Raw genomic sequence first — 20,668 nt, 5'->3', positions numbered from 1 at the left:
GCCGGGGCCCGATCGGCTCGCCCCCGTAGCTCAGGTTGATGATGCGCTCCCCCACCGGCCGTGCGACGTCGATGTCATAGCTCAGAGGTGCGTCCAGGCCATACACGACGTCGTAGTTGTAGTCGGGAGTGCCAGTCGGGGCCATGGAGGTGGGAGCGTTGGTGAGGTCCTGCGGCGCCACTGATGCCGTGCTGACCGCCTTGAAGTATCTGGCGGACCATTCGAGGTAGTCCTTGACGAACGCCCCGTTCACCTTGATGGAGAGGAGGGTGTTGTCGAAGATGTAAAGACCGGCGACGTCCCTGATGGTCAGCGGCCCGGCCTTGACGTCGACCGTACGGGAAAAGGCTGCCGCGATGGAAAGAACGGGAAGCTGTGCGGCGGGCCCGCCGGCGAGTTCAGCTTTGACAGTGGTGGCCTGGACGTAGTTGATGGCGTCGATCGCAAGTGAATCGGACCAGCATGCTGTTGCCGTGTTCAGATCCGCCGTCGAAGCCCCGATTACCGTGTTGACGTACTTAACGGTTGCCTCGTGGCCGGCTTGAACTGCGCTTACGACGGCGGGATCCGCTTCCGCTGTTTTGGCGTCCAGCAGGTGCGAGCTTGCTGACGTCACGGACCACCTGCCGCGTTCCTTGGCCAGCACAAGATCCATGACCGACACCCGCATCCCCCATTTCAGGGGCTCCGCGAGAAGAACCTGTTTTCCGGTGGCCTTGTTGAGCACGAACCGCTCGGGAATCTCGACGTGGGCATGGCCGACAAGGATGGCATCGATGCCGGGGACCTCTTCGGCCAGCTGTGTGGAGGCATTTTCCGGGAACGGCAGGGCATCACCGTAGGAGGATCCCGGCGTCGCTCCTGAATGGCTGGAAACAATAACCACGTCTGCTCCGGCCGCCCGGACTTCCGGAATTACCAGCTTGGCCTCCTCTACAATTCCGTTGAAGTCGAGGCGGCCGTGAACGTTGTCGCGGTCCCAGAGGGCACAACCTGGAGTCACCAATCCAACCAGGCCGACAGTCACCCAGCCGTTCCCGGTATCGATGCGTTTGAGGACGTAAGGAGTAAACGCTCGCCTGCCGGTGGTGACGTCGCGGACGTTTGCACCCAGCAACGGGAAGTCCAGCTGGCTCTCCCAGGTGCGGAGCAGCGGAATGCCGTAGTTGAACTCATGATTGCCCAGGGCCACGGCGTCGTAGCCCACCTCGTTCATGGCAAGCGCCATCGGATGCTTGACTGTTCCGGAAGCCGGTTCAACCTTGGCATAGTAGTACGCCAGCGGCGTTCCCTGGATCGTGTCGCCGGCGTCCAGAGTGAGGCAGTTCCCTGCTCCCCGCTCGGCCCGCATCGCCTTAATGAGGGTGGAGGCTTGGGCAATGCCGATACGGTTGCCCGCGGCGTCGGTGTACGGCACGTCCTTGAAGTAGTCCCAATTGAGCACATTGTTGTGCAGGTCCGTGGTACCCAGAACCGTGAGGGTGAAGCGCTTCCCGCCCGGCTGAAGTCCGGGCCTTGCTTGGGCCGCAGGGACCCCTGTCAGTGACACGGCGGCAGCGCTTCCTCCGACGAGGGCCGCGGCAAGCATTGTTCGGCGGGACATGGATGAACCGGGATCTGTCATGAAGTGGGCTCCTGGGCGCTCTGCTGATCGAGGATCTTTCCACAATCGGTAAAGCCACAGTCTAGGGTCCTCACGTTCGCAACCCGGGGATTAAGCAGGAAACCCCGCCCACTAAGTGGACGGGGTCTCCCGGGAGCGAGCGGCGGGCTGGAGTGCGGCCCGCCGGACACAGAATTACTTGAGGGTAACGCGTGCGCCGGCCTCTTCGAGCTGGGCAACTGCCTTCTCGGCAGCTTCCTTCGTGACGCCCTCGAGAACAGCCTTCGGTGCGCTGTCAACCAGGTCCTTGGCTTCCTTGAGGCCGAGGGAGGTGATGGCGCGAACTTCCTTGATCACTGCGATCTTCTTGTCGCCAGCAGCTTCGAGGACGACGTCGAATGCCGTCTTCTCCTCTTCCTCTGCAGCAGCGCCGCCACCGGCGGGGCCGGCTACAGCAACAGCAGCAGCGGTAACTTCGAAGGTCTCTTCGAAGAGCTTGACGAACTCGGAGAGCTCGATGATGGTCAGTTCCTTGAAAGCTTCAATGAGCTCTTCGTTGGTGAGCTTCGCCATGGTTGGCGTCCTTCCTGTAATGGTGATCAGCGGCCTTATTTCGGCCATGCGTTCACACCGGAGTCTGGTAGTAAGAGAGTTAGTTCTCTTCGGTGGCTGCTGCGGGAGCTTCAGCCGGAGCTTCTGCTTCAGCGGCCGGAGCTTCTTCGGCTGCGGGTGCTTCTTCAGCGGCGGGAGCTTCGGCTACAGCCGGAGCACCGTTCTCTTCTTCAAGCTTGAGGCGCAGAGCGTCAATGATGCGTGCAGCAGCGGCAGCAGGAGCCTTGAGGACACCTGCAACACGGGCGAGCTGCAGCTCACGGGACTCGAGGGCTGCCAGGGCGATAACTTCGCTGGCATCCATCTTCCTGCCCTCGAAGTAACCGGTCTTGATGACCAGCTGCTTGTTGGTCTTGGCAAAATCCGTCAGGCTCTTAGCCGCTGCAACTGCGTCACCCTTGATGAATGCGATTGCAGTAGGGCCGGCGAGCTGACCGTCGAATGCTTCGACACCAGCTTCCTTGGCTGCAATTGCGGTCAGGGTGTTCTTGACGACCGAGAACTTGGTGTCCTGGCCGAGGGAAACACGCAGCTGCTTGAGCTGTGCAACAGTGAGCCCACGGTATTCGGTCAGGACAGCGGCGTTCGATTCCTTGAAATCGTTAGTGATCTCAGCTACTGCTGAAACCTTTGTAGGCGTTGCCATAACCCTCCTTCCGGGGATAGTGCCGGTATTCCGGGTCCCCGCTCAAGTGAGCTAAAACTAAAAACGCCCCGCGCAGATGCACGGGGCTTGGCTCAACACAGTCTGAAGACTGCGGAACTTCACTTCGTTCACCTGCGCCGGCCGCCCTATGTTCAGGGTCCTTCGTCTGAAAATCCACTGGCTCTTCCCGCACACAACTGCAGAAGTGAGTTATGTTTGAAAGAGTGGATTCCAACAACCGACGGTCTTTGGTAGTTCAAGCTTACGGGAAGCTTTGCCCTTCGGCCAAATCCCGTCAAACCCTGGTCCTTGGTCCGCTGGAGATCAGTCACCGAATCAGCTGGTGCTGTCCCTGAAGTCCGGCAACTCCTTCTGCCAGATCCCGGTGACTCCAGCCGTGGTGAAGCCCAGTTGGCGGTTCACCGTCAGCAGGTAGCGGTTCTCCGGCGCATTCCATGTATAGATGACGCGTGCATCCGGAAACTGTTCAGTCAGCCGTTCCATGTTGGCCACCTTAATCAGGAGGCCCAGTTTATTTCCACGGTGCTGCTCCAGCACCATCGTGTCGTCCTGGAATACGACGTCCTGGCGCTGGGCCAGGACGCTGATGGTTGTCAGTCCCACAAGCTCGCCGGAGTCAATATGCTCGACGGCGGTGACAACTGTGCGCCTTCCTTGGGACATGGTGACGGCCTCAGCTTCCCGGAGGACCTCGGCGTCGAACACCATTCCCGCTTGCTGCTGGCCAGGTGGCAGGTCATCCACGCCCGCCTGGTTTTCCAGGACGGCGACGGCTTCCAGCCACTCGTCCGGGCAGCGGTCCGTCCAGTGGTGAAGCCGGTAGCGGCCGGCGTTGGCGGCCTCGGCCTCCGCCTCAAGCTCCGCAACGAGCTGCGTGTCCAACGGAAGGGCGCATCCGCTGAACTGTTCAATGTGCTGCAGGGTGTATCCGGAACGGCGGGCGAATTCCACCTCGCGGCTCCCCAGCGGCACAAATCCATCTCCGGTACCCGGGATGAGCTGCTCGGATTCGAGATCGCTCAAGGAAGTGCCTGGATGGTTCGTATCCACCAGGATCATGGACCTGCCCTCCCCCCTCGCCACGTCTTCAGCCGCCTCGAGGAGCTGCTTGCCTACTCCGCGCCGCTGGTACTCGGGCAGAATATCGAGCGTGAATTCAGCGAGGTCCTGGTTGTCCGCGAGTGGCAGCGCTATGTCCACTGTTCCGACGATTTCATGACCCATCTTGGCCACGAGGATTACTTGCCGTTCGTAGGGATCTTCCAGTTCAAGGAGCTTCTCAAGCGGGGCATAGGCGAGATCGTCACTGCCCCACGTCTCCATGCGGACTCTCCGTCCGACCTCGACGGCGGCGAGGAAGTCTGCGGCATCAGCAGCGTCCAGAGAATCCGGAATCCACAGCTGCTCTATCCGTACGTCATGTGCCATAAAGGGGATCATCCAGCCGTTTCTGCCACTCGCCTTCAAATCCGGAGGGCTTGAATCCGAGCGATGTATTTATCGCCAGCATATGACGGTTTTCACTGGCATTCCATGTCAGAACAGTGCGCGCCGCGGGCCACGTTTCCTGTGCGCGGCGGATATTGGCGATCTTGACGACCATCCCGAGTCTGTGCCCGCGGTGGTCTGAGGCGACCAGGGTGTCTTCCTGCAACACCACATGGGGTTTGACCCGCCGGTACGAAAGGACCGAATAGCCAGCAAGTCGGCCGGTGCCGTTGTGCAGGGCGGCCGATACCAACGCTTCCACGCCGCTCTTGACCCAGGTCTCCTGTTCCTCGCGGACGCGGTCGGTGTCCCGGTTCACCTTCTCGAGTTCCAGGCCCGCCCTCGGCGCATTGGCGGTCATTCTGCCCCGCAACTCGGCGTACGGAGCAATGAACTCCCCCGGACAAGAACCCTCCCAACCCACCAGGCTGTAGCCCGTCGCATGCTCCAACGCCCCACTCTCCGGCTTCGCGGGAAATTCCTCGGGCAACATGTTCCTCGCAAAAGCCCTGACAAATGTGCCGCCCTCGGTCCGCTGCCGTGGCTTCAGCCCTCTCCAGAACGTGCGCCCTATCCCCTGCCGCCGGTGATCTTCACTCCCACAGGTCGGGAGCGCTGCTCGGGTTATGGGGCTGGGCATCATCAGGGATCACGACGGCGGCGATGTCCAGCCCGTTCATGGAACCAGCCGCTGCCATTCGCCGTCGTACCCCGCGGGCCGGAACCCCAGCGCAACATTGATGGCCAGCATATGTTCGTTTTCGGCAGCGTTGAACGTTTGCACCCGCTCCACCGAAGGGTGTGCGGCCATGAGGCGCCGGAGATTGTGGATCTTGATGAGCATGCCGAGGCGATGGCCCCGGTGCGCCTTCGTGACCAGCGTGTCATCCTGCTCGGCCATCCACGGCTTGACGGGTGAAAACTGCAGGACGGAATAGGCTGCCAGCTCTCCGCTGTCCTTGTGCATGGCGGCCGCCACAAGGGATACCCGTCCGGTCCGTTTCCATAAATCCTCAACGTGGCGGACACGTCCGGCGTCCCACTCCTCTTCATCGTGGAGGAGTTCCCCTGCCGGAGCATCAGTGCTCATGCGGCTCATCAGGGCCGCCATCTGGTCGACGTACTCGTCGGGGCAGTGGTCTGTCCACCCCAGAAGTTCGTAATCGTCACCGGCAGAAGCGCGGGCCCTGGCTTCGAGTTCATCGAGGACGGAGGCTTCCGGCGGGACGTCAAGCGCACTGAAGCGCGAGACCTGCTCAAGGGCGTAACCCGCGGCTGCAGCAAAACGCACAGGACGGGACTCGACTGGAAGAGCCCCCGTTCCCGTGGCGGGCTTCAGGACGTTTGGACCATCGGGGTCGAAGTTGGCCATATGTTCTGTGAAGCCTTGCAGCGTTCTCCGGCCGGAGGCAACAGCCAGTTCCTCAGCGTGCCGCAGGAGGGCTTTGCCCATCCCTCCCCCGGTGTGAGCTTCCCGGACGTCCACGCGCACTGTGGCACTCCCCAGGTTTTCCTGCGCCGTAAACCTGATCCAGGAGCGCGCAACCATTTGGCCAGCACTGCGGATGAAGAACATCTGAAGTTGTTTGTAGGGGTCATCGCGCCACGCCTCCAGACGTGCGGCGGGTGGGCTTGCGCGGTCGAGGTTCCCCCATGTCTCCATTACCAGGGCATCTGTGAGTTCGCTGAACTCAAGGAAGTCCCTGGCGTCAGGGGCATCCAAGGAGGCAGGGAGGACCAGTGGCTCGATGAGGTACGTCGGGGAAGTCACGGGTTCAGCCTAGTGGCATGTCCCGTTGGCCTCTAGGGCATGCACGACCAAACAACGGAAAACGAAACAAGGGACCGCCCGGCGTGAGCCGGACGGTCCCTTGTTGTTAGTTCCAATTTCAGATTCGGATCAGATCCGGAAGCTGGACCTTAGACCTCGGTCAGAACCTTGGTGACGTTGGGGTCAACGCTGATGCCAGGACCGAAGGTGGTAGCAACGGTTGCCTTCTGGATGTAGCGGCCCTTGGAAGCGGAGGGCTTCAGGCGAAGAACCTCTTCCAGTGCTGCTGCATAGTTCTCAGCCAGCTTGACGGCGTCGAACGACACCTTGCCGATGATGAAGTGGAGGTTGGAATGCTTGTCGACGCGGAAGTCGATCTTTCCACCCTTGATGTCGTTGACAGCCTTGGTGACATCGGCCGTGACAGTACCGGTCTTCGGGTTCGGCATCAGGTTACGGGGACCCAGGACCTTACCAAGACGGCCAACCTTGCCCATGAGGTCAGGGGTGGCGACGGCGGCGTCGAAGTCGGTCCAGCCGGCTGCGATCTTTTCGATCAGGTCATCGGAACCAACGAAGTCGGCGCCGGCAGCGATTGCTGCTTCTGCCTTGTCACCCGTTGCGAAAACCAGGACGCGGGAGACTTTACCGGTGCCGTGGGGCAGGTTGACCGTTCCGCGGATCATCTGATCTGCCTTGCGAGGGTCTACACCCAGGCGGAAAGCGACCTCAACGGTGGCGTCGAACTTGGACGGGTTGGTGTCCTTGGCGAGGGTTACCGCCTCGAACGGCGCGTAGAACTTCTCCGCGTCGATCTTGGCTGCGGCTGCCTCGTATGCTTTGCTGCGCTTTGCCATGCTGCTTATTTCTCCTTGTGCAGTTGTGGTCTGCGGACCGCGCTGGGCCCTGCCACAGTTGGGATGTCCGGCTGTTTGTCCGGATGGGATGCCCAACATTTCAATGTTTCAGTGGTGCCGGTTTCCCGGCGGTGCTGTCCGGCGTCGTCGTTCTTCGTCCGACTCCGTCGCAACAGCGACGGGCCTAACCTTCTACGGTGATGCCCATGGAGCGTGCGGTGCCGGCGATGATCTTCGCGGCGCCTTCAAGGCTTGTGGCGTTGAGGTCTTCCATCTTGGTGGTGGCGATCTCGTTGACCTGGGCCTGGGTCAGCTTGGCAACCTTGACGGTGTGCGGGGTAGCTGAACCCTTGGCGACGCCTGCAGCCTTTTTGATGAGCTCTGCAGCCGGCGGAGTCTTGGTGATGAACGTGAATGAACGGTCTTCGTAAACCGTGATTTCCACGGGGATGACGTTTCCACGCTGGGCTTCTGTCGCAGCGTTGTACGCCTTGCAGAATTCCATGATGTTGACACCGTGCTGGCCAAGCGCAGGACCGATCGGCGGAGCCGGGTTAGCGGCACCTGCCTGGATCTGCAGCTTGATGAGGCCGGTGACCTTCTTCTTGGGAGCCAATGTAGGGTCCTTCTCTCAAATGCGTCCTGGGACACAGGAGCGTGCCTCAGGTATGTGGCCGCCATGGCGAGGCGGCCGGCCGCTTCGGAGCTGCTAAGCGGGCAGTTCCGGAGCGAAATCTAAAGTGATCGGCTAGATCTTGGTGACCTGGTTGAATGCCAGGGTAACCGGGGTTTCACGCTCGAAGATGGAGACGAGAACCACGAGAGTCTGGGAGTCAACCTTGATCTCGGAGATCGTTGCCGGGAGGGTCTCAAACGGACCTTCCTTGACGATGACGGACTCGCCGACCTCGAAGTCGACATCCACCGGCGCAGCTGCGTGCTTGACGGGCTTGCCCTTTTCGGCCTGCTCTTCTTCGAAGACCGGAGCGAGCATGGAGAAGACCTCGTCGAGGCGCAGCGGAACCGGGTTGTGTGCGTTACCCACGAAGCCGGTGACACCGGGAGTGTGGCGGACGGCGCCCCAGGAGGCGTCCGTCAAGTCCATGCGGACCAGCACGTAGCCGGGGATCCGGACACGGTTGATAATCTTGCGCTGGGCGTTCTTGATCTCGACGACTTCTTCCATGGGAACCTGGATTTCGAAGATGTAATCTTCCATGTCCAAGGTCTGGATGCGGGTCTCAAGGTTTGCCTTCACGCGGTTTTCGTAACCGGCGTAGGAGTGGATGACGTACCAGTCACCTTCCTGGCGGCGCAGTTTGGACTTGAATTCCTCGGCGGGATCAACCTCCGCTGCGGCGGCTGCCGCTGCCAAGGCATCGGTGGACTCGTCGTCGGCGTCTGCTGCCTCAGAGTCGGAGTCGTCTACGGTTACGTCGGCGTCCTCGTCGTCAGCTTCAACAGCGGAATCGGGCGCAGAAAACTCTGCCTCAGACTCTTCCACGGCGTCCGTTGTGGTGTCCGTGGACCCATCCAGCTCAGTCTCGGTTACCTCGAGCTCCTGCTCTGACACTTGGTCTCCTGCTTCCTCATTGCCTAACATGCCTATTTAAATGGCTCAATTCCGCACACTCCGTGAAACCTCCTTATTCGGGAGTTCACGAAGCCTGCGGACCGATCGCCCTAGTTGTCCGTGGGGCCTGAACCGCCGAAGACCCAGCCCACTCCGGTCCCGAAGGCCAGATCCAGGAGCGTGACGATGACCATCATGATGATCACGAATACCAGCACCACGAGCGTGTAGTTGATCAGCTCCTTGCGGGTGGGTGCCACGACCTTCTTCAGTTCGCCGATGACCTGGCGGACAAAAAGTGCGATTCGAGCAAAGATGCCTGCTTTGGCGGCATTCTTGGCGGGGCGGCCCTTGGAGCTGCTTGCAGCTGTTTCGGTCACCTGGTCCTCACTCATTCTCGCAATGATCGGATACCCGGCTCTGATCTGAACCATGGTTGCTGCGCTTGTTCCGGCTTATCGCCGGAACAGCTTGCGCAGGGCAGACAGGACTCGAACCTGCAACCTGCGGTTTTGGAGACCGCTGCGCTACCAATTGCGCCACTACCCTATGGATCGAAAACACGCGTGCCACTTTCAGCAACCTTCACTGAGGCGCACGCCATCAACATGTTTTCAACACCGGAGAACTATTCTACGCAAGAACTGCGCCTACGTCGAACCAGCCTCGTTGCGGACCATCCACGGCTGCCAATCAAAGAGCACGACCAACATGCGGTCACTTTTCCCTGTCGCCAACGAACGATCCGCTGAACAGCATAGAGTAGAACTCGTCGAATCCCATATCCAGCCGCTGAGCTGTCAAAAGAATGGACCCGCCATGTCTGCCGCCCGCGTTTCCCAGCGCATTTCCGCCATTGCCGAATCTGCCACCCTCGCCGTTGACGGCAAGGCCAAGGCGCTCAAGGCAGCCGGACGGCCCGTTATTGGTTTCGGTGCCGGTGAACCTGATTTCCCCACCCCCGGCTACATCGTGGAGGCCGCCATAGAGGCTGCGAGCCAGCCGAAATACCACCGCTATTCCCCTGCGGGTGGGCTGCCTGAGCTGAAGAAGGCTATTGCCGAGAAGACGTTCCGCGACTCCGGCTACCGCGCGGATCCTTCCCAGGTCCTGGTAACCAACGGCGGCAAGCAGGCGGTTTACAACACCTTCGCCACCCTGGTCGACCCGGGAGACGAGGTCATCGTCCCAACCCCCTTCTGGACCACCTACCCAGAGGCCATTCGCTTGGCCGGCGGAGTCCCCGTAGAAGTGTTTGCCGGTCCTGAGCAGGGATACCTCGTCACCGTGGAGCAACTCGAAGCAGCCCTGACAGAGCGCACCAAGATCCTGTTGTTCGTTTCCCCCTCCAACCCCACAGGTGCTGTCTACTCTCCGGAGCAGGTGGCTGAAATCGGCAAGTGGGCCGCATCCAAGGGCCTCTGGGTGGTCACCGATGAGATCTACGAACACCTCACCTTCGACGGACTCCCTTTCACATCCATCGCCACAGCTGCCCCGGAACTGGGCGACAAAGTGGTCATCCTCAACGGGGTAGCCAAGACGTACGCCATGACCGGCTGGCGTGTGGGCTGGATGATTGGCCCGGCAGACGTCATCAAGGCTGCCACCAACCTCCAGTCCCACGCGACGTCGAACGTCTCGAACATCATGCAGATCGCCGCCCTCGCCGCAGTCTCCGGGCCGCTGACCGCCGTCGATGAAATGAAGGTTGCCTTTGACCGGCGCCGTAAGGCGATCGTTGCCGGACTAAATGCCATTGAGGGTGTTGACTGCCCGACGCCGCAAGGCGCCTTCTACGTCTACGCTGACGTGCGCGCTCTGCTTGGCAAGGAGTTCCCGACGTCGAACGGATTGGTACGTCCTGAAACGTCAGCCGATCTGGCGGCACTGATCCTCGACGAGGTTGAGGTGGCGGTGGTACCGGGTGAGGCATTCGGACCCTCCGGATACCTCCGGCTGTCCTACGCACTCGGCGACGACGACCTCGCCATTGGCGTGGCACGGCTGCAGGATTTCCTCGGCAAAGCCAGCTAGGCTTCGTTACCATTTTCCGGACGCTCCCTCACTTTTCCGGGTGAGGGAGCGTTTGTGGTTATACCGCGAAACGTGAGGGAGCGTTTGTGGTTATACCGCGAAACGTGAGGGAGCGTTTGTGGCTAGAGCAGCCGGCGCTCGGCAGCCCACTTGGTGAGCTCATGGCGGCTTGAAAGCTGCAGTTTCCGGAGGACCGCGGATACATGGGTCTCCACGGTCTTGATGGAAATGAACAGCTCCTTGGCCACTTCCTTATAGCTGTAGCCACGGGCTATCAGCCGCATGACCTCCAGCTCACGGGCTGAAAGCCGGTCGAGTTCGTCGTCGGCGATGTCTGCCGGGGCGGTACCGAACGCGTCGAGGACGAATCCGGCCAGCCGGGGCGAAAAAACAGCGTCGCCCCCGGCCACGCGCAGCACTGCATCGGTGATTTCCGCCCCGGAAATGGTCTTGGTGACATATCCCCGTGCTCCCGCCCTGATAACAGCCACAACGTCCTCGGCAGCATCGGAAACGCTCAAGGCCAGGAACCGGGTGGTGCCAAGGAGGGCATTTGAGCCGGCAATGACTTCACGCCCGCCACCGCCCAGCCCGCCTGGGAGGTGAACATCCAGGAGCACGACGTCTGGCCGGGTCTGGGCGATCACGGCGATGGCCTGCTCCACAGTTCCTGCCTCCCCCACTACGGAAATTTTGGAGTCGAGGTCTGCCTTCAGGCCTGAACGGAAGATGGCATGATCGTCCACCAGGACAACCCGAACGCTGCCGTCCCTCGCCGGCTGCACGCCCCCTGCTTCAATGCTGCTCACGACGTTGTTTCTCCTTGTTCCGCAGCCACGGCGGGCAGTCCGAGACGTACCTCGGTGCCCTCCGGGCCACTGTTGATCACGGCAGTGCCGCCGTGGCGCTTCATGCGGCCGATAATGGATTCCCGGACACCCAGCCGGTCATCAGGCACCGAGTGAAGATCGAAGCCGGCTCCGCGGTCTTTGACAAAGACCTCAACCTCTTTGTCCGAGGCCTCAACGTAAACGGAAACGGAGCCGCCACCATGGCGGGCTGCATTCAGCATGGCTTCCCGGCTGGCCTGGACCAGTGCTTCATGGCGCTCCGTCATTGCCGTGTCGCCCACGTTTACCACTTCAACGGCTTGGCCCAGTGCGTCTTCCACCTCGGCGGCCACGGCCTTGATACGTTCCGAGAGGTTGCCGATGTCCTTGCCCTCGTCGCGATACAGCCAGCTGCGCAGTTCCCTTTCCTGTGCCCTGGCCAACCGCACGACGTCGTGCTCGTTTCCGGCCCGCCGCTGAATGAGGGCGAGGGTCTGCAGTACTGAGTCGTGAAGGTGGGCAGCGATTTCGGCCCGTTCGGTTGCGCGCACTCTGCCGGCTCTTTCCGCCTCCAGGTCCCGCCAGAACTTGAGCCCCCAGGGCAGGAGCACCACCGCGACTCCTCCCAGGACGGCGACGGAGGCGAGCAACGCCAGCCAGGTCTGTTCCCAGGAGCCGGAGCCCGAGACCATCACCAACACGCCTGCCACAACCAGCGCCAGCCCGGCGGCAAGTCTGACCCAGCCGCCAGCCTGGTTGGCCTTGGCCTTGTCCACGATTCCGGCACGGCGGGTCTCGTCCAGCTGCATCCAGGCGATGGAAGCGCCGCCGAGGATCGCCGCAGCCGGGATAAGCGTTCCCAAGGGCACATCGACGCCAAGAAGCCGGGCGATCAGAATGGCGCCCGCCAGCAGCAGCCCGATCCCGAGGAGGATTTCCTTGGCGTACGGCATCCTACGGAATCGGAACCAGGCTTGGCTGTCACCGTTGACTGGGCGGACCATGCCTGAGACTGACTGGGCTGACCCCGATGCCGGGACACCGGCGGGAAGTCCTGATTGCCACGTTGGATCTGTAAAGACCGCCTCCCCTGCCGGGTCCTGCCAGGTGAAGGCGGAGGCAACCGAAGATCCGGGCGGTGCCCGATAACCCATTGGGCCCGGAGGCAACCCGATATCCGAATTTGACCAGGTTGACTGCGCTGGCAAGGGTCCGCTGACTGCCGGAGCAATCGGCGACGCCGGGCGGCGTGCGTTCCGTTTGGCGCTTTCATCGGCAGTCGGAACCATGATCCACAGCCAGGCGTAGAACACGAGTCCGGCTCCGCCAGCCAGTGTGGCAACCACCATCCCCATGCGGAGATACCGCACAGGCCAGCCCAAGTGCATGGCGAGTCCCGCGCAGACGCCGGCTATGACGCGGTCGGCGCTGCGAACCAGCGGCGGTCGCAGGACAGGGGTACTCATGAATCCATCCAAACACGGATCAGGGTTCCCCGGACCCGTTTTCCGTGGGAACCGGGGGCAGCTCAGGGACAGCTCAGGGTATCCCCCAGTAGAGCCGGACACCCCACGGGCAGGAGGATCGAGGTATGAACCCGCACAACGTCAATCCAGAAGATCAACAACCGGCTGAGAACAATCAGCCGTCAGTCACACCGTCCGACTCCGCAGGCGCCTCCGCGGCGGATTCCCCTGCCACCTCTGGTGGCAGTTCCGCTGCCAGCTCCCCAGCGGGCTCCCCTTCGGATGCCACGTCACAAGCGCCGGACTCCCCCGCATCACCGTCCGAAACCACTGATTCCGGCTTCCAACAGGGTTACCGGGATCAGGGCACCCCCGGTCAGGGGATCCCGACCCAGGAATATGAAACCCCAGGATATGCAGGCCCAGGTCACGCAGCCCCTGGATACCCCCAGCCGGCGCCGTACGCAGTGGCGCAGCCACGAAACTTCTTCGAATGGGTTCGGGGAAACGGGGTCTACCGCGGCAGCGACCGCTGGATCGGCGGCGTTGCCAGCGGAATTGCCCACCGGACCGGTGTCGACCCGCTTATTGTCCGGGGCATCTTCATCGTCCTGGCCTTGTTCGCGGGCATAGGCGTCCTGCTCTACGGCATCGCCTGGGCCCTGCTGCCAGAGCCTGACGGCCGGATCCATATCCAGGAAGCCGGCGCCGGGCGCTGGACGGGTGGCATGACCGGCGCCCTGATAACCACTATCATCGGATTCCCGAGCCTGGGTACAGGATTCTGGGGCTGGGAAGACAACGGCTTCGGACGCTTCATCTGGGCTGTTTTCTGGATCGGCGCCATCACCTATCTCATCTACTTCCTGGTACAACGGAACAGAAACCGGAGTGGGTACCCCGCCATGAACACCAATGCCCATCCCGGAACACCCGGAGCGGCTGCATTCAGTGGCGGCCCCTATGGCGCCTACCCTGGCAGTGTCCCCGCCACAGGCTCCAACAGTGCCCCCTTCAGCAGCCAGTTCAGCACAACCACGTCGGCCGGCGGCCCGCACTCCGGGCGAGGCGGATCGGCGCCAGTTTCGCCGTCGGGATCCGTTCCTCCAACGGGCCCCAACGGACCCTATGGTCCCGGAGGACCGTTCGGTCCCAGCGGCCCGTACGACGGCGGCTTCCGGACTCCCGCTGGAGCCACACCTCCGCCGGCCAAGCCGCGCAAATTCGGGCCCGGCGCTCCCGCCGTCGCCATCACGGCCGGCACAGCCTTGCTGGTGGGAGGCGGAATCAAAGCCCTCGACGCCGGCAACATGATCGATCTCGGTAATTCAGCCAATGCCGTGGTCTGGGCAAGCGCTGCTGCTGTCCTGGGCATGGGCATACTGATCTCCGGACTCCGCGGCCGGACTTCAGGGATCCTTGGTTTCTTCGCGGTGGTTGCCCTGATCATTGGCGGCATCTTCAATGTGGTTCAAAACGGTGACAGGTTCCGCTCCCAGCAGGTCAACTGGACTCCTATCAGCATCGAGCAGGCACGGGAAGGCTTCGACGTCACGGGCCGGCAGGGAACTGTTGACCTGACCAAGCTGAATGTCACCGCCCCCTTGACCTCCGACGTCGTGATTCCACTGGACATCACCGCCAGTAACGTCGACGTCATCATCCCGGACAACGTCCCGGTGAAGATAGAGGCCGACATGACCATGGGAAACCTCAACGAGGGCTCTGAACACCATGGCGGTATGACGACGAAGCAGAGCACGTACAACACCGGCAAACCGGGTTCGCCCCTGATCCTTGAGATCGACGGCACCATGAGCAACGTGACCATCCAGGAAGGAAACTGACATGAGCAGCTACGAGCAAACTCCGGACCCTGCTCCGGATGCTTCCACCACATCGGCGTCCACACCGTCAGACAGTGCCTCCCCCACCGAACCCGAGCCCTCAGTCCGCGTAGGAACTGTCGTCTGGGGCCTGATCGTCCTGGCGTTGGCCATCCTGATCGTGATCGCACAGCTTGGCATCGTTCAACTGAACGGAACCTACGTGCTGATCGGACTCATGGTCGGGGCAGGCGCAGCACTGGTGATCGGCGGCCTGCTGTCGGCCCGCCGACGTGACAAAGAAACCACAACAGGGAAGTCTTGAACCATGGATAAATTCTTCAGCATTGTCAGGGGCATGGGCCTGCGGCGCGGACCACAGCGGTTGCTGGGCGGAGTATGCGGCGGAATTGCTGCAAAGCTGAAGGTGGACGTCGCCTTCGTCCGGATAGCATTCCTGCTCCTCGCCCTCCTGCCGGGCCCGGCCTTTGTGTTCTACGTCGCCGCATGGCTGGTCCTGCCGGATCAGCGGGACAGCATCATTCTCCAGTCGTTCATCGAGAAGCGGGCAGACAAGCAGCTGTAGACAGGAACCACAGAATACGTGCCTCCGCTCCAAGAGCGGGGGCACGTTTTTGTAACCGTTTGTGTCCTGTCCCACACTGCCCACTACAATCTAGGTGAGCTCAGCGTGGCGCTCTGCCTGTACACCCTCAACCAGGATTTGAGCCTAAAGATATGAAAATTGGAATCCTCACCAGCGGCGGCGACTGCCCTGGACTGAACGCTGTCATCCGTGGAGCCGTTCTCAAGGGCATTGCCATCCACGGACACGAATTCGTGGGGTTCCTGGACGGCTGGCGTGGCGTTGTCGAGGGCGACATCATCGAGATCCCCCGCACCATGGTCCGCGGCATCGCCAAGCAGGGCGGAACCATTCTGGGGACTTCCCGCACCAACCCGTTCGAAAACGGCGGCGGCCCTGAGGTCATCAAGGACCACATGAAGAGGCTGGGCATTGATGCCATCATCGCCATCGGCGGCGAGGGCACCTTGGCTGCGGCGAAGCGCCTTACCGACGCGGGACTCCGGATTGTGGGTGTGCCCAAGACTGTTGACAACGATCTTGACGCCACCGATTACACCTTTGGTTTCGACACAGCAGTACAGATCGCAACAGAGGCTATTGACAGGCTCCGGACCACCGGCGAATCCCACCACCGCTGCATGATCGCCGAGGTCATGGGCCGGCACGTGGGGTGGATCGCCCTGCACGCAGGCATGGCCGCCGGCGCGCACGCCATCCTGATCCCGGAACAAAAAGCTTCCATGGACCAGATCACGGAGTGGGTGCAGGAGGCCCACGACCGCGGCCGCGCACCGCTGGTAGTGGTGGCTGAGGGATTCGTCCCGGAAGGCCAGGAGACTCCCCACTCGGAGCGCGGCCTCGACACTTTCGGCCGCCCCCGGCTCGGCGGCATCGCGGAAATGCTGGCTCCGGAACTGGAGGCACGGACGGGCATCGAAACCCGCGCCACCGTGCTCGGCCACATCCAGCGCGGCGGCGTGCCCTCTGCCTTCGACCGGGTCCTGGCGACCCGGCTGGGAATGGCGGCAATCGACTCGGTAGTGGACCACCGCTGGGGCACCATGGTGTCCTTGAACGGTACCGACATTGTGCACGTCGGTTTTGAAGCAGCGCTCGGCAATCTCAAGTCGGTTCCGCCGCACCGTTATGAGGAAGCGGCAGTCCTTTTCGGCTAGTCCCGCGGCCATTCCCGCCGCGACTATTCAGCAAGGACCCCGAACGCGGCGAGCAGCAGTTGGCCCCCTTGCTCGATAGGGTGGAGGCATGACACTTGAGGTCGGTTCAGCCGACATCATCCAGCTTGCCTGGGCCCGACATCTGGGACTTGATGACGATGCTTTCACCGCTGCCCGTTCAGCCGGAACAGGACCGTCGGCACGGATCACCCGTGCCGACGAGTCCCAGCGTTGCGTGCAGTTCGTCCGCCTCTTCGGTACCTCCGCCTTAGTAGGCCCGGAGTGGGCGCTGGACGCCGCCGTCGGAATTCCGGATGAGGATCTTGCCCAGCACGTCACCCTCCTGACCATTACGCGTTCCCATGGCGGTCACGGTCTGGGAGCGGCTGCCTTGTTCTTCGCCGACGACCTCCCGTTGCTTCAGGCCCCGGAGGAACTTACGATCTCGCGCGGCGATCACGAAGCGATTCAGCTGGAAGGTCTCTGCCCACCTGATGACGTCAATGAAGTGGGGCTTTCCGACCTGGAGAACCGCTTTACGATCATGCGCGGTGACGACGGGAACCGCGTTCCCGTGGCGTGTGGCGCTTACGCCGAGTGGGAGGGCATCCTCGCGCACATGGGTGTTTTGGTGGACCCGGCGTGGAGGCGCCAAGGCCTGGGCTCGCTCGCAGCATCGGTGGCTGCGCATGAGGCCCTCGCTTCAGGCCTGACCCTGCAGTGGCGCGCCGATGTCAGCAATAAGGGATCCCTGGCAATTGCGCGCAGCCTTGGGTTCGCGGCCGGTGGCATCCAGACCAGCGTGCTCCTGGGCTAGCCGAGATGGCAGTTAACGGCAATGTTCTCCGCGAACATTGCCGTTAACTGTCATCTCGCGCGGCGCGGCCGAATCTACTCCAGCAGGGCCAGAATGTCCGAGCGGGCAAACATCTGGGCAGCTGCCCGTGCGCTGGGTGTACCGGCATCAGGATCAGCCCCCGCATCCACAAGCACACGGGCCACGTCTGTGTACCCCTTGAAGGCGGCCCCCGCCAAAGGTGTCTGGCCGCGGTCATTGGAAGCGTTGGCATCAGCACCGTGGTGCAGGAGGAGCTGAACGGTCTCCGCATGGCCGTGATAGGCGGCGAGCATCAACAATGAGTCTCCCGCTGCGTTGGTGAGTGTTGCCGGGGCCCCTGCATTGAGGTAGCTACGCAACATGCCGGATTCCCCCTGGCGCGCCGCTTCGAACAGCGTGTGGGCCAGAGCCAGCGTCTCGTCGTCGGGGCCGGACTCCTCAACTGCGTTTGAATCTTCTCCGCGATAATCGCTCATCTGGTTCCCTTCAGAAAACCCGTCTGCCGGCCCACCACCTGGCCGGCGTCGGGAGCCACGATGACTTCCTGGGCAGCCGTATACGGTTCGTCGCCATCCATGACGGTCAGCACCTCATCGGGCGAGACCGACCGTTTGATCACCGCGAGGGCAATGGGGCCCATTTCATAATGCTGGACGGCTGACGTCACGGTTCCCACTTTGCGCTCACCCAGGAGCACGGGACTCCCGACGGCGGGCACCGTGTGCTGGGACCCGTCGAGCTGAAGGAAAACAAGACGCCGCGGCGGATGGCCGAGGTTGTGCACACGGGCCACGGTCTCCTGGCCCTTGTAGCAGCCCTTGGCGAGATGCACCGCAGTCCGCAGGAGGTCCAGTTCGTGGGGAATGGTTTTATCGTCGGTCTCAGCGCCAAGCCGGGGGCGCCAGGCAGCAATCCTCAAAGCCTCAGAAGCCCAAACGCCGGCTAGCGGCCGGTCACCTATTGTGGATTCCAGCTCCGCGGTGGGGATCAGGTATTCGAACCAGGGTCGTTCCAGGCCTGGGTGGGCCTCTTCACCCACTACGGAATATGAGTAGCCGCCGGCGCCGATGTGCGGCCAGGGGTCCTCCCAGATGATCCGCCCGGACCACTCCTCAACCTTGCGCGTGGAGGCCACCACGGCCCAGTCGGCCGAGACATCAGCAATTTCTACCCGGAGCATGAACTTCATCCGGTTAAGCCACTCCGCCAAGGGCCCGGCCTCGTGGGCTTCGACGATCAGCCAGGTGGTGGTGCCGTCATCCACTACCCGCGCGTCAAACTCGATCCGGCCCTGCACGCTCAGCAACAGCAGCTCGCTTGATTCGGCGGGACGGAGACTGGTGACCTCCTGCGAGGACAGTGTATTGAGCCAACTGAGGCGATCCGGACCCGTCACTGTCACCACACCGCGGTGTGAAAGATCGACGACGGCGGTCCCTGCGGCAAGAGCCCTTTGCTCCCGCAGCGGCTCCCCGTAGTGGGAGGCGACGCCGGCGTCGGCGCCTCCGGCTTCAACAGCACCGGGGCGCGACAACATGGGGCTCTTAATAGTCATATGTACTAGAAGTCCTTTGACGCCGGCTGTATTCCGTGAGGACGGTGGAACTAGCTGACTTTTTTCAGGATGGCGGAAGCGTGGGCCTCGAGGCCGCTTCCGGTGGACGAAGAGCCGCCCGTTGCAACATCCCAGCGCCAGAGGAGATTGCCCTCTACAAGACCAAAGATCCTGGTGGCCGCGCTGTAATCCTTTGAGTGGCTGCCCCGCATGACCATGTCCGTGCTGAGCTGAATCTGCGGGCCCTTGATCTGGCCGTAGTAAAGCTCGGAGATACCGCCCGGATGAGAGATGGAGACTGAAATATCGAAGCCGCCATCTTTGTTGCGGAGGGCTTCAACCTCGTCGGCACTCTTGAGTACGGGAACGATGTCCGCGGGGACGAGTCCGGGGCCGCCGTCCTCGTCATGTTGCTTGCGTTCCAGCGCCCAGAAGCCGGTTTCCACAGTCAGGGGCCGGAGCTTTACGCCGTCGTCGTCGACAAGCCAGCTTTCCGCCCGGTACTGCAGGTAGGGCAGTCCGTTATGCGTGAATGAGACGTGCTGGAGGAAATGCTCCGAACCCTCGTCACCGGAGCCGAGCCGGCCGCGGCCTTCCCACTCACCTATGAGCCAGGACAGCGGGACGAGTTCGGGGGTCAGGTCTGTGGGAATCTCAATCGGCACAGCTACTACCTCTGGAAGCGGTCTGGACTATTGGACGCGAGGCGTGGTTACTTCTGGCCTTTGAAGAGCCGGTAAACCACGAAGCCGGCGAACCAGGCCATTGCCAGGCCGGCAATGCCGAGCAGGACGAGGAAGAAAATTTCAAATGCAAGTACGGACATGATGCCATCCTAACGCGTTAGTAGATGAGTATTTTGTCTATGAAGTAGGCCAAGGAACCGACAGCTAAAACCGGGGCGATGGCTACGCTGATGGCCGCAGCAACGTTCAGAGCCTCTCCGCGGAGTATAACCAGCCGCCGGAAGCTGACGAGTACCGAGCCGATGACGACACCCACCAGGGCGGCAGGAATAACGGCGATGTCGGAGAAGATGAGCCCGGCCAACGGACCGGCCAATCCGGCCAGGACGATTCCAAGGGGCGCAACAACACGGTCAGGCCAGCGGAGAAGGCCGGTCAGCAAGGCCACCGCCGCGCTGATCGCGGCCACGAGAAGCATTTCGCGAACTCCATTGAACCGGGAGGCCGCGATCCAGCCCGCACCCAGGCAGCCGAGGAGCACGCCGGCGCACGATCCCAGGACGGACTCCAGCCGCTGGGCCTGGCCGGTCCCCCGGATGAGCTGCATGACAAACACGGCCACCACGCCGGCTGCGATGAAGGCTGGTGTCCAATCCAGGAAGGCAGGAGCTGGTACATAAGTGGCAGCCACCGCTGACCCGGCCCCAGGGAGGCCGATCAGGACTGCGAGTGTTTTACGCGCCGGTATACCCAGGAAATGAGGCCAGCCGACGCCTACGGCCAAAGCAAGGACGACGGCTGCTATCAACAGGACAACAGGTGAGCTGTAGGCGCCTACGACTATTGCCGCCAGGCCCACAAGGCCAATGGTGCCTATTTGCCACGGCTTCATGACCCACCCCCGCTCACTGCCTACCCGATTTCGGCATGCTCATCCTCGACTCCGCACCTAATTCTGCTGTGTCCTTTTTGCCGCTGTGACCTTGGGTCACCTTCAGGAGTCCCAGTGAAGAAGGACTTGCCGGTCCCCGACCATCCAATCCTGCCTCATCTGAACGTCATATGTCGCAAATTAGACGCGGGGTTCCCCGGGTT

22 protein-coding genes and 1 tRNA gene are annotated in these 20,668 nt (G+C 62.0%); 6 read left to right on the top strand and 17 right to left on the bottom strand.

Translation table 11 applies throughout. From position 1 onward, the window contains the following. The 11 genes from RIN13_RS15140 to RIN13_RS15090 all read right to left on the bottom strand — a co-directional run. On the bottom strand, positions 1–1,624 hold a 1,624-nt coding region (locus tag RIN13_RS15140), incomplete at its 3' end, for a 5'-nucleotidase C-terminal domain-containing protein (RefSeq protein WP_309108165.1). A 174-nt stretch (positions 1,625–1,798) separates the two neighbouring features. Continuing rightward, positions 1,799–2,176: a 50S ribosomal protein L7/L12 gene (gene rplL / locus RIN13_RS15135; RefSeq protein ID WP_309108164.1), complete on the bottom strand. Its 378-nt coding sequence runs from the start codon at positions 2,174–2,176 to the stop codon at positions 1,799–1,801. 79 nt (positions 2,177–2,255) lie between these two features. Then, on the bottom strand, positions 2,256–2,861 hold the full coding sequence (gene rplJ, locus RIN13_RS15130) for a 50S ribosomal protein L10 (RefSeq protein WP_247041866.1): 606 nt from the start codon (positions 2,859–2,861) through the stop codon (positions 2,256–2,258). A gap of 336 nt (positions 2,862–3,197) precedes the next feature. After that, positions 3,198–4,310 carry a GNAT family N-acetyltransferase gene (locus RIN13_RS15125; RefSeq protein WP_309108163.1) on the bottom strand — a complete coding sequence of 371 codons (1,113 nt, stop codon included), beginning with the start codon at positions 4,308–4,310 and terminating at the stop codon, positions 3,198–3,200. Beyond that, positions 4,300–4,863: a hypothetical protein gene (locus RIN13_RS15120; protein WP_309108162.1), complete on the bottom strand. Its 564-nt coding sequence runs from the start codon at positions 4,861–4,863 to the stop codon at positions 4,300–4,302. The genes RIN13_RS15125 and RIN13_RS15120 overlap by 11 nt, the downstream gene beginning before the upstream one ends. Positions 4,864–5,046: 183 nt before the next feature. Beyond that, positions 5,047–6,141, bottom strand: a complete 1,095-nt coding sequence (locus RIN13_RS15115) for a GNAT family N-acetyltransferase (protein WP_309108161.1) — start codon at positions 6,139–6,141, stop codon at positions 5,047–5,049. A gap of 149 nt (positions 6,142–6,290) precedes the next feature. After that, the gene (rplA, locus tag RIN13_RS15110) at positions 6,291–6,998 is read right to left on the bottom strand and encodes a 50S ribosomal protein L1 (RefSeq protein ID WP_247041875.1); all 708 of its coding nucleotides are present in this window, start codon (positions 6,996–6,998) and stop codon (positions 6,291–6,293) included. A gap of 184 nt (positions 6,999–7,182) precedes the next feature. Next, positions 7,183–7,614 (bottom strand): 50S ribosomal protein L11, encoded by a 432-nt coding sequence (rplK, locus tag RIN13_RS15105; protein WP_018773647.1) that lies wholly within the window; start codon positions 7,612–7,614, stop codon positions 7,183–7,185. 132 nt (positions 7,615–7,746) lie between these two features. Further along, positions 7,747–8,571 carry a transcription termination/antitermination protein NusG gene (gene nusG / locus RIN13_RS15100; protein ID WP_309108160.1) on the bottom strand — a complete coding sequence of 275 codons (825 nt, stop codon included), beginning with the start codon at positions 8,569–8,571 and terminating at the stop codon, positions 7,747–7,749. Between the two features lie 110 nt (positions 8,572–8,681). Beyond that, positions 8,682–8,966 (bottom strand): preprotein translocase subunit SecE, encoded by a 285-nt coding sequence (gene secE, locus RIN13_RS15095; protein ID WP_309108159.1) that lies wholly within the window; start codon positions 8,964–8,966, stop codon positions 8,682–8,684. Positions 8,967–9,047: 81 nt separating this feature from the next. Further along, a tRNA-Trp gene (locus tag RIN13_RS15090) sits at positions 9,048–9,120 on the bottom strand. 270 nt (positions 9,121–9,390) lie between these two features. Between RIN13_RS15090 and RIN13_RS15085 the strand changes: the two genes are divergently transcribed. Beyond that, entirely contained in the window at positions 9,391–10,608 is a 1,218-nt protein-coding gene (locus RIN13_RS15085; RefSeq protein ID WP_309108158.1) for a pyridoxal phosphate-dependent aminotransferase, read from the top strand. A 122-nt stretch (positions 10,609–10,730) separates the two neighbouring features. On the opposite strand, the gene RIN13_RS15080 is transcribed toward RIN13_RS15085, so the two are convergent. Beyond that, positions 10,731–11,408 (bottom strand): response regulator transcription factor, encoded by a 678-nt coding sequence (locus RIN13_RS15080; RefSeq protein ID WP_309108166.1) that lies wholly within the window; start codon positions 11,406–11,408, stop codon positions 10,731–10,733. Between the two features lie 5 nt (positions 11,409–11,413). Next, on the bottom strand, positions 11,414–12,904 hold the full coding sequence (locus RIN13_RS15075) for a PspC domain-containing protein (RefSeq protein WP_309108157.1): 1,491 nt from the start codon (positions 12,902–12,904) through the stop codon (positions 11,414–11,416). Between the two features lie 125 nt (positions 12,905–13,029). On the opposite strand from RIN13_RS15075, the gene RIN13_RS15070 reads away from it, so the two are divergent. The 5 genes from RIN13_RS15070 (at position 13,030) to RIN13_RS15050 (ending at position 17,311) form a co-directional block, all read left to right on the top strand. Then, a complete protein-coding gene (locus RIN13_RS15070; protein ID WP_309108156.1) occupies positions 13,030–14,751 on the top strand; it encodes a PspC domain-containing protein in 1,722 nt (573 codons plus the stop codon). Between the two features lies 1 nt (position 14,752). Beyond that, on the top strand, positions 14,753–15,055 hold the full coding sequence (locus tag RIN13_RS15065) for a hypothetical protein (RefSeq protein WP_309108155.1): 303 nt from the start codon (positions 14,753–14,755) through the stop codon (positions 15,053–15,055). A 3-nt stretch (positions 15,056–15,058) separates the two neighbouring features. Continuing rightward, positions 15,059–15,316, top strand: a complete 258-nt coding sequence (locus RIN13_RS15060; protein WP_309108154.1) for a PspC domain-containing protein — start codon at positions 15,059–15,061, stop codon at positions 15,314–15,316. Positions 15,317–15,468: 152 nt separating this feature from the next. Next, on the top strand, positions 15,469–16,494 hold the full coding sequence (locus RIN13_RS15055; RefSeq protein WP_309108153.1) for an ATP-dependent 6-phosphofructokinase: 1,026 nt from the start codon (positions 15,469–15,471) through the stop codon (positions 16,492–16,494). Between the two features lie 88 nt (positions 16,495–16,582). Then, positions 16,583–17,311: a GNAT family N-acetyltransferase gene (locus RIN13_RS15050; RefSeq protein ID WP_309108152.1), complete on the top strand. Its 729-nt coding sequence runs from the start codon at positions 16,583–16,585 to the stop codon at positions 17,309–17,311. Between the two features lie 74 nt (positions 17,312–17,385). On the opposite strand, the gene RIN13_RS15045 is transcribed toward RIN13_RS15050, so the two are convergent. The 4 genes from RIN13_RS15045 to RIN13_RS15030 all read right to left on the bottom strand — a co-directional run bounded on the left by RIN13_RS15045 (position 17,386) and on the right by RIN13_RS15030 (position 20,465). Further along, a complete protein-coding gene (locus tag RIN13_RS15045) occupies positions 17,386–17,808 on the bottom strand; it encodes an ankyrin repeat domain-containing protein (protein ID WP_309108151.1) in 423 nt (140 codons plus the stop codon). Further along, positions 17,805–18,887, bottom strand: a complete 1,083-nt coding sequence (locus RIN13_RS15040) for a glycine cleavage T C-terminal barrel domain-containing protein (RefSeq protein WP_309108150.1) — start codon at positions 18,885–18,887, stop codon at positions 17,805–17,807. Before RIN13_RS15040 ends, RIN13_RS15045 begins: the two co-directional genes overlap by 4 nt. Before the next feature lie 50 nt (positions 18,888–18,937). Continuing rightward, positions 18,938–19,552: an FABP family protein gene (locus tag RIN13_RS15035; protein ID WP_247041898.1), complete on the bottom strand. Its 615-nt coding sequence runs from the start codon at positions 19,550–19,552 to the stop codon at positions 18,938–18,940. A gap of 178 nt (positions 19,553–19,730) precedes the next feature. Then, entirely contained in the window at positions 19,731–20,465 is a 735-nt protein-coding gene (locus tag RIN13_RS15030) for a permease (protein ID WP_309108149.1), read from the bottom strand. Positions 20,466–20,668: the final 203 nt, after the last annotated feature.

The organism is Arthrobacter sp., assembly GCF_031179985.1.
Lineage (GTDB): Bacteria > Actinomycetota > Actinomycetes > Actinomycetales > Micrococcaceae > Arthrobacter.
Note: the sequence above shows the minus strand (reverse complement) of the source record. Positions and strands in the feature narration are given on the sequence as shown.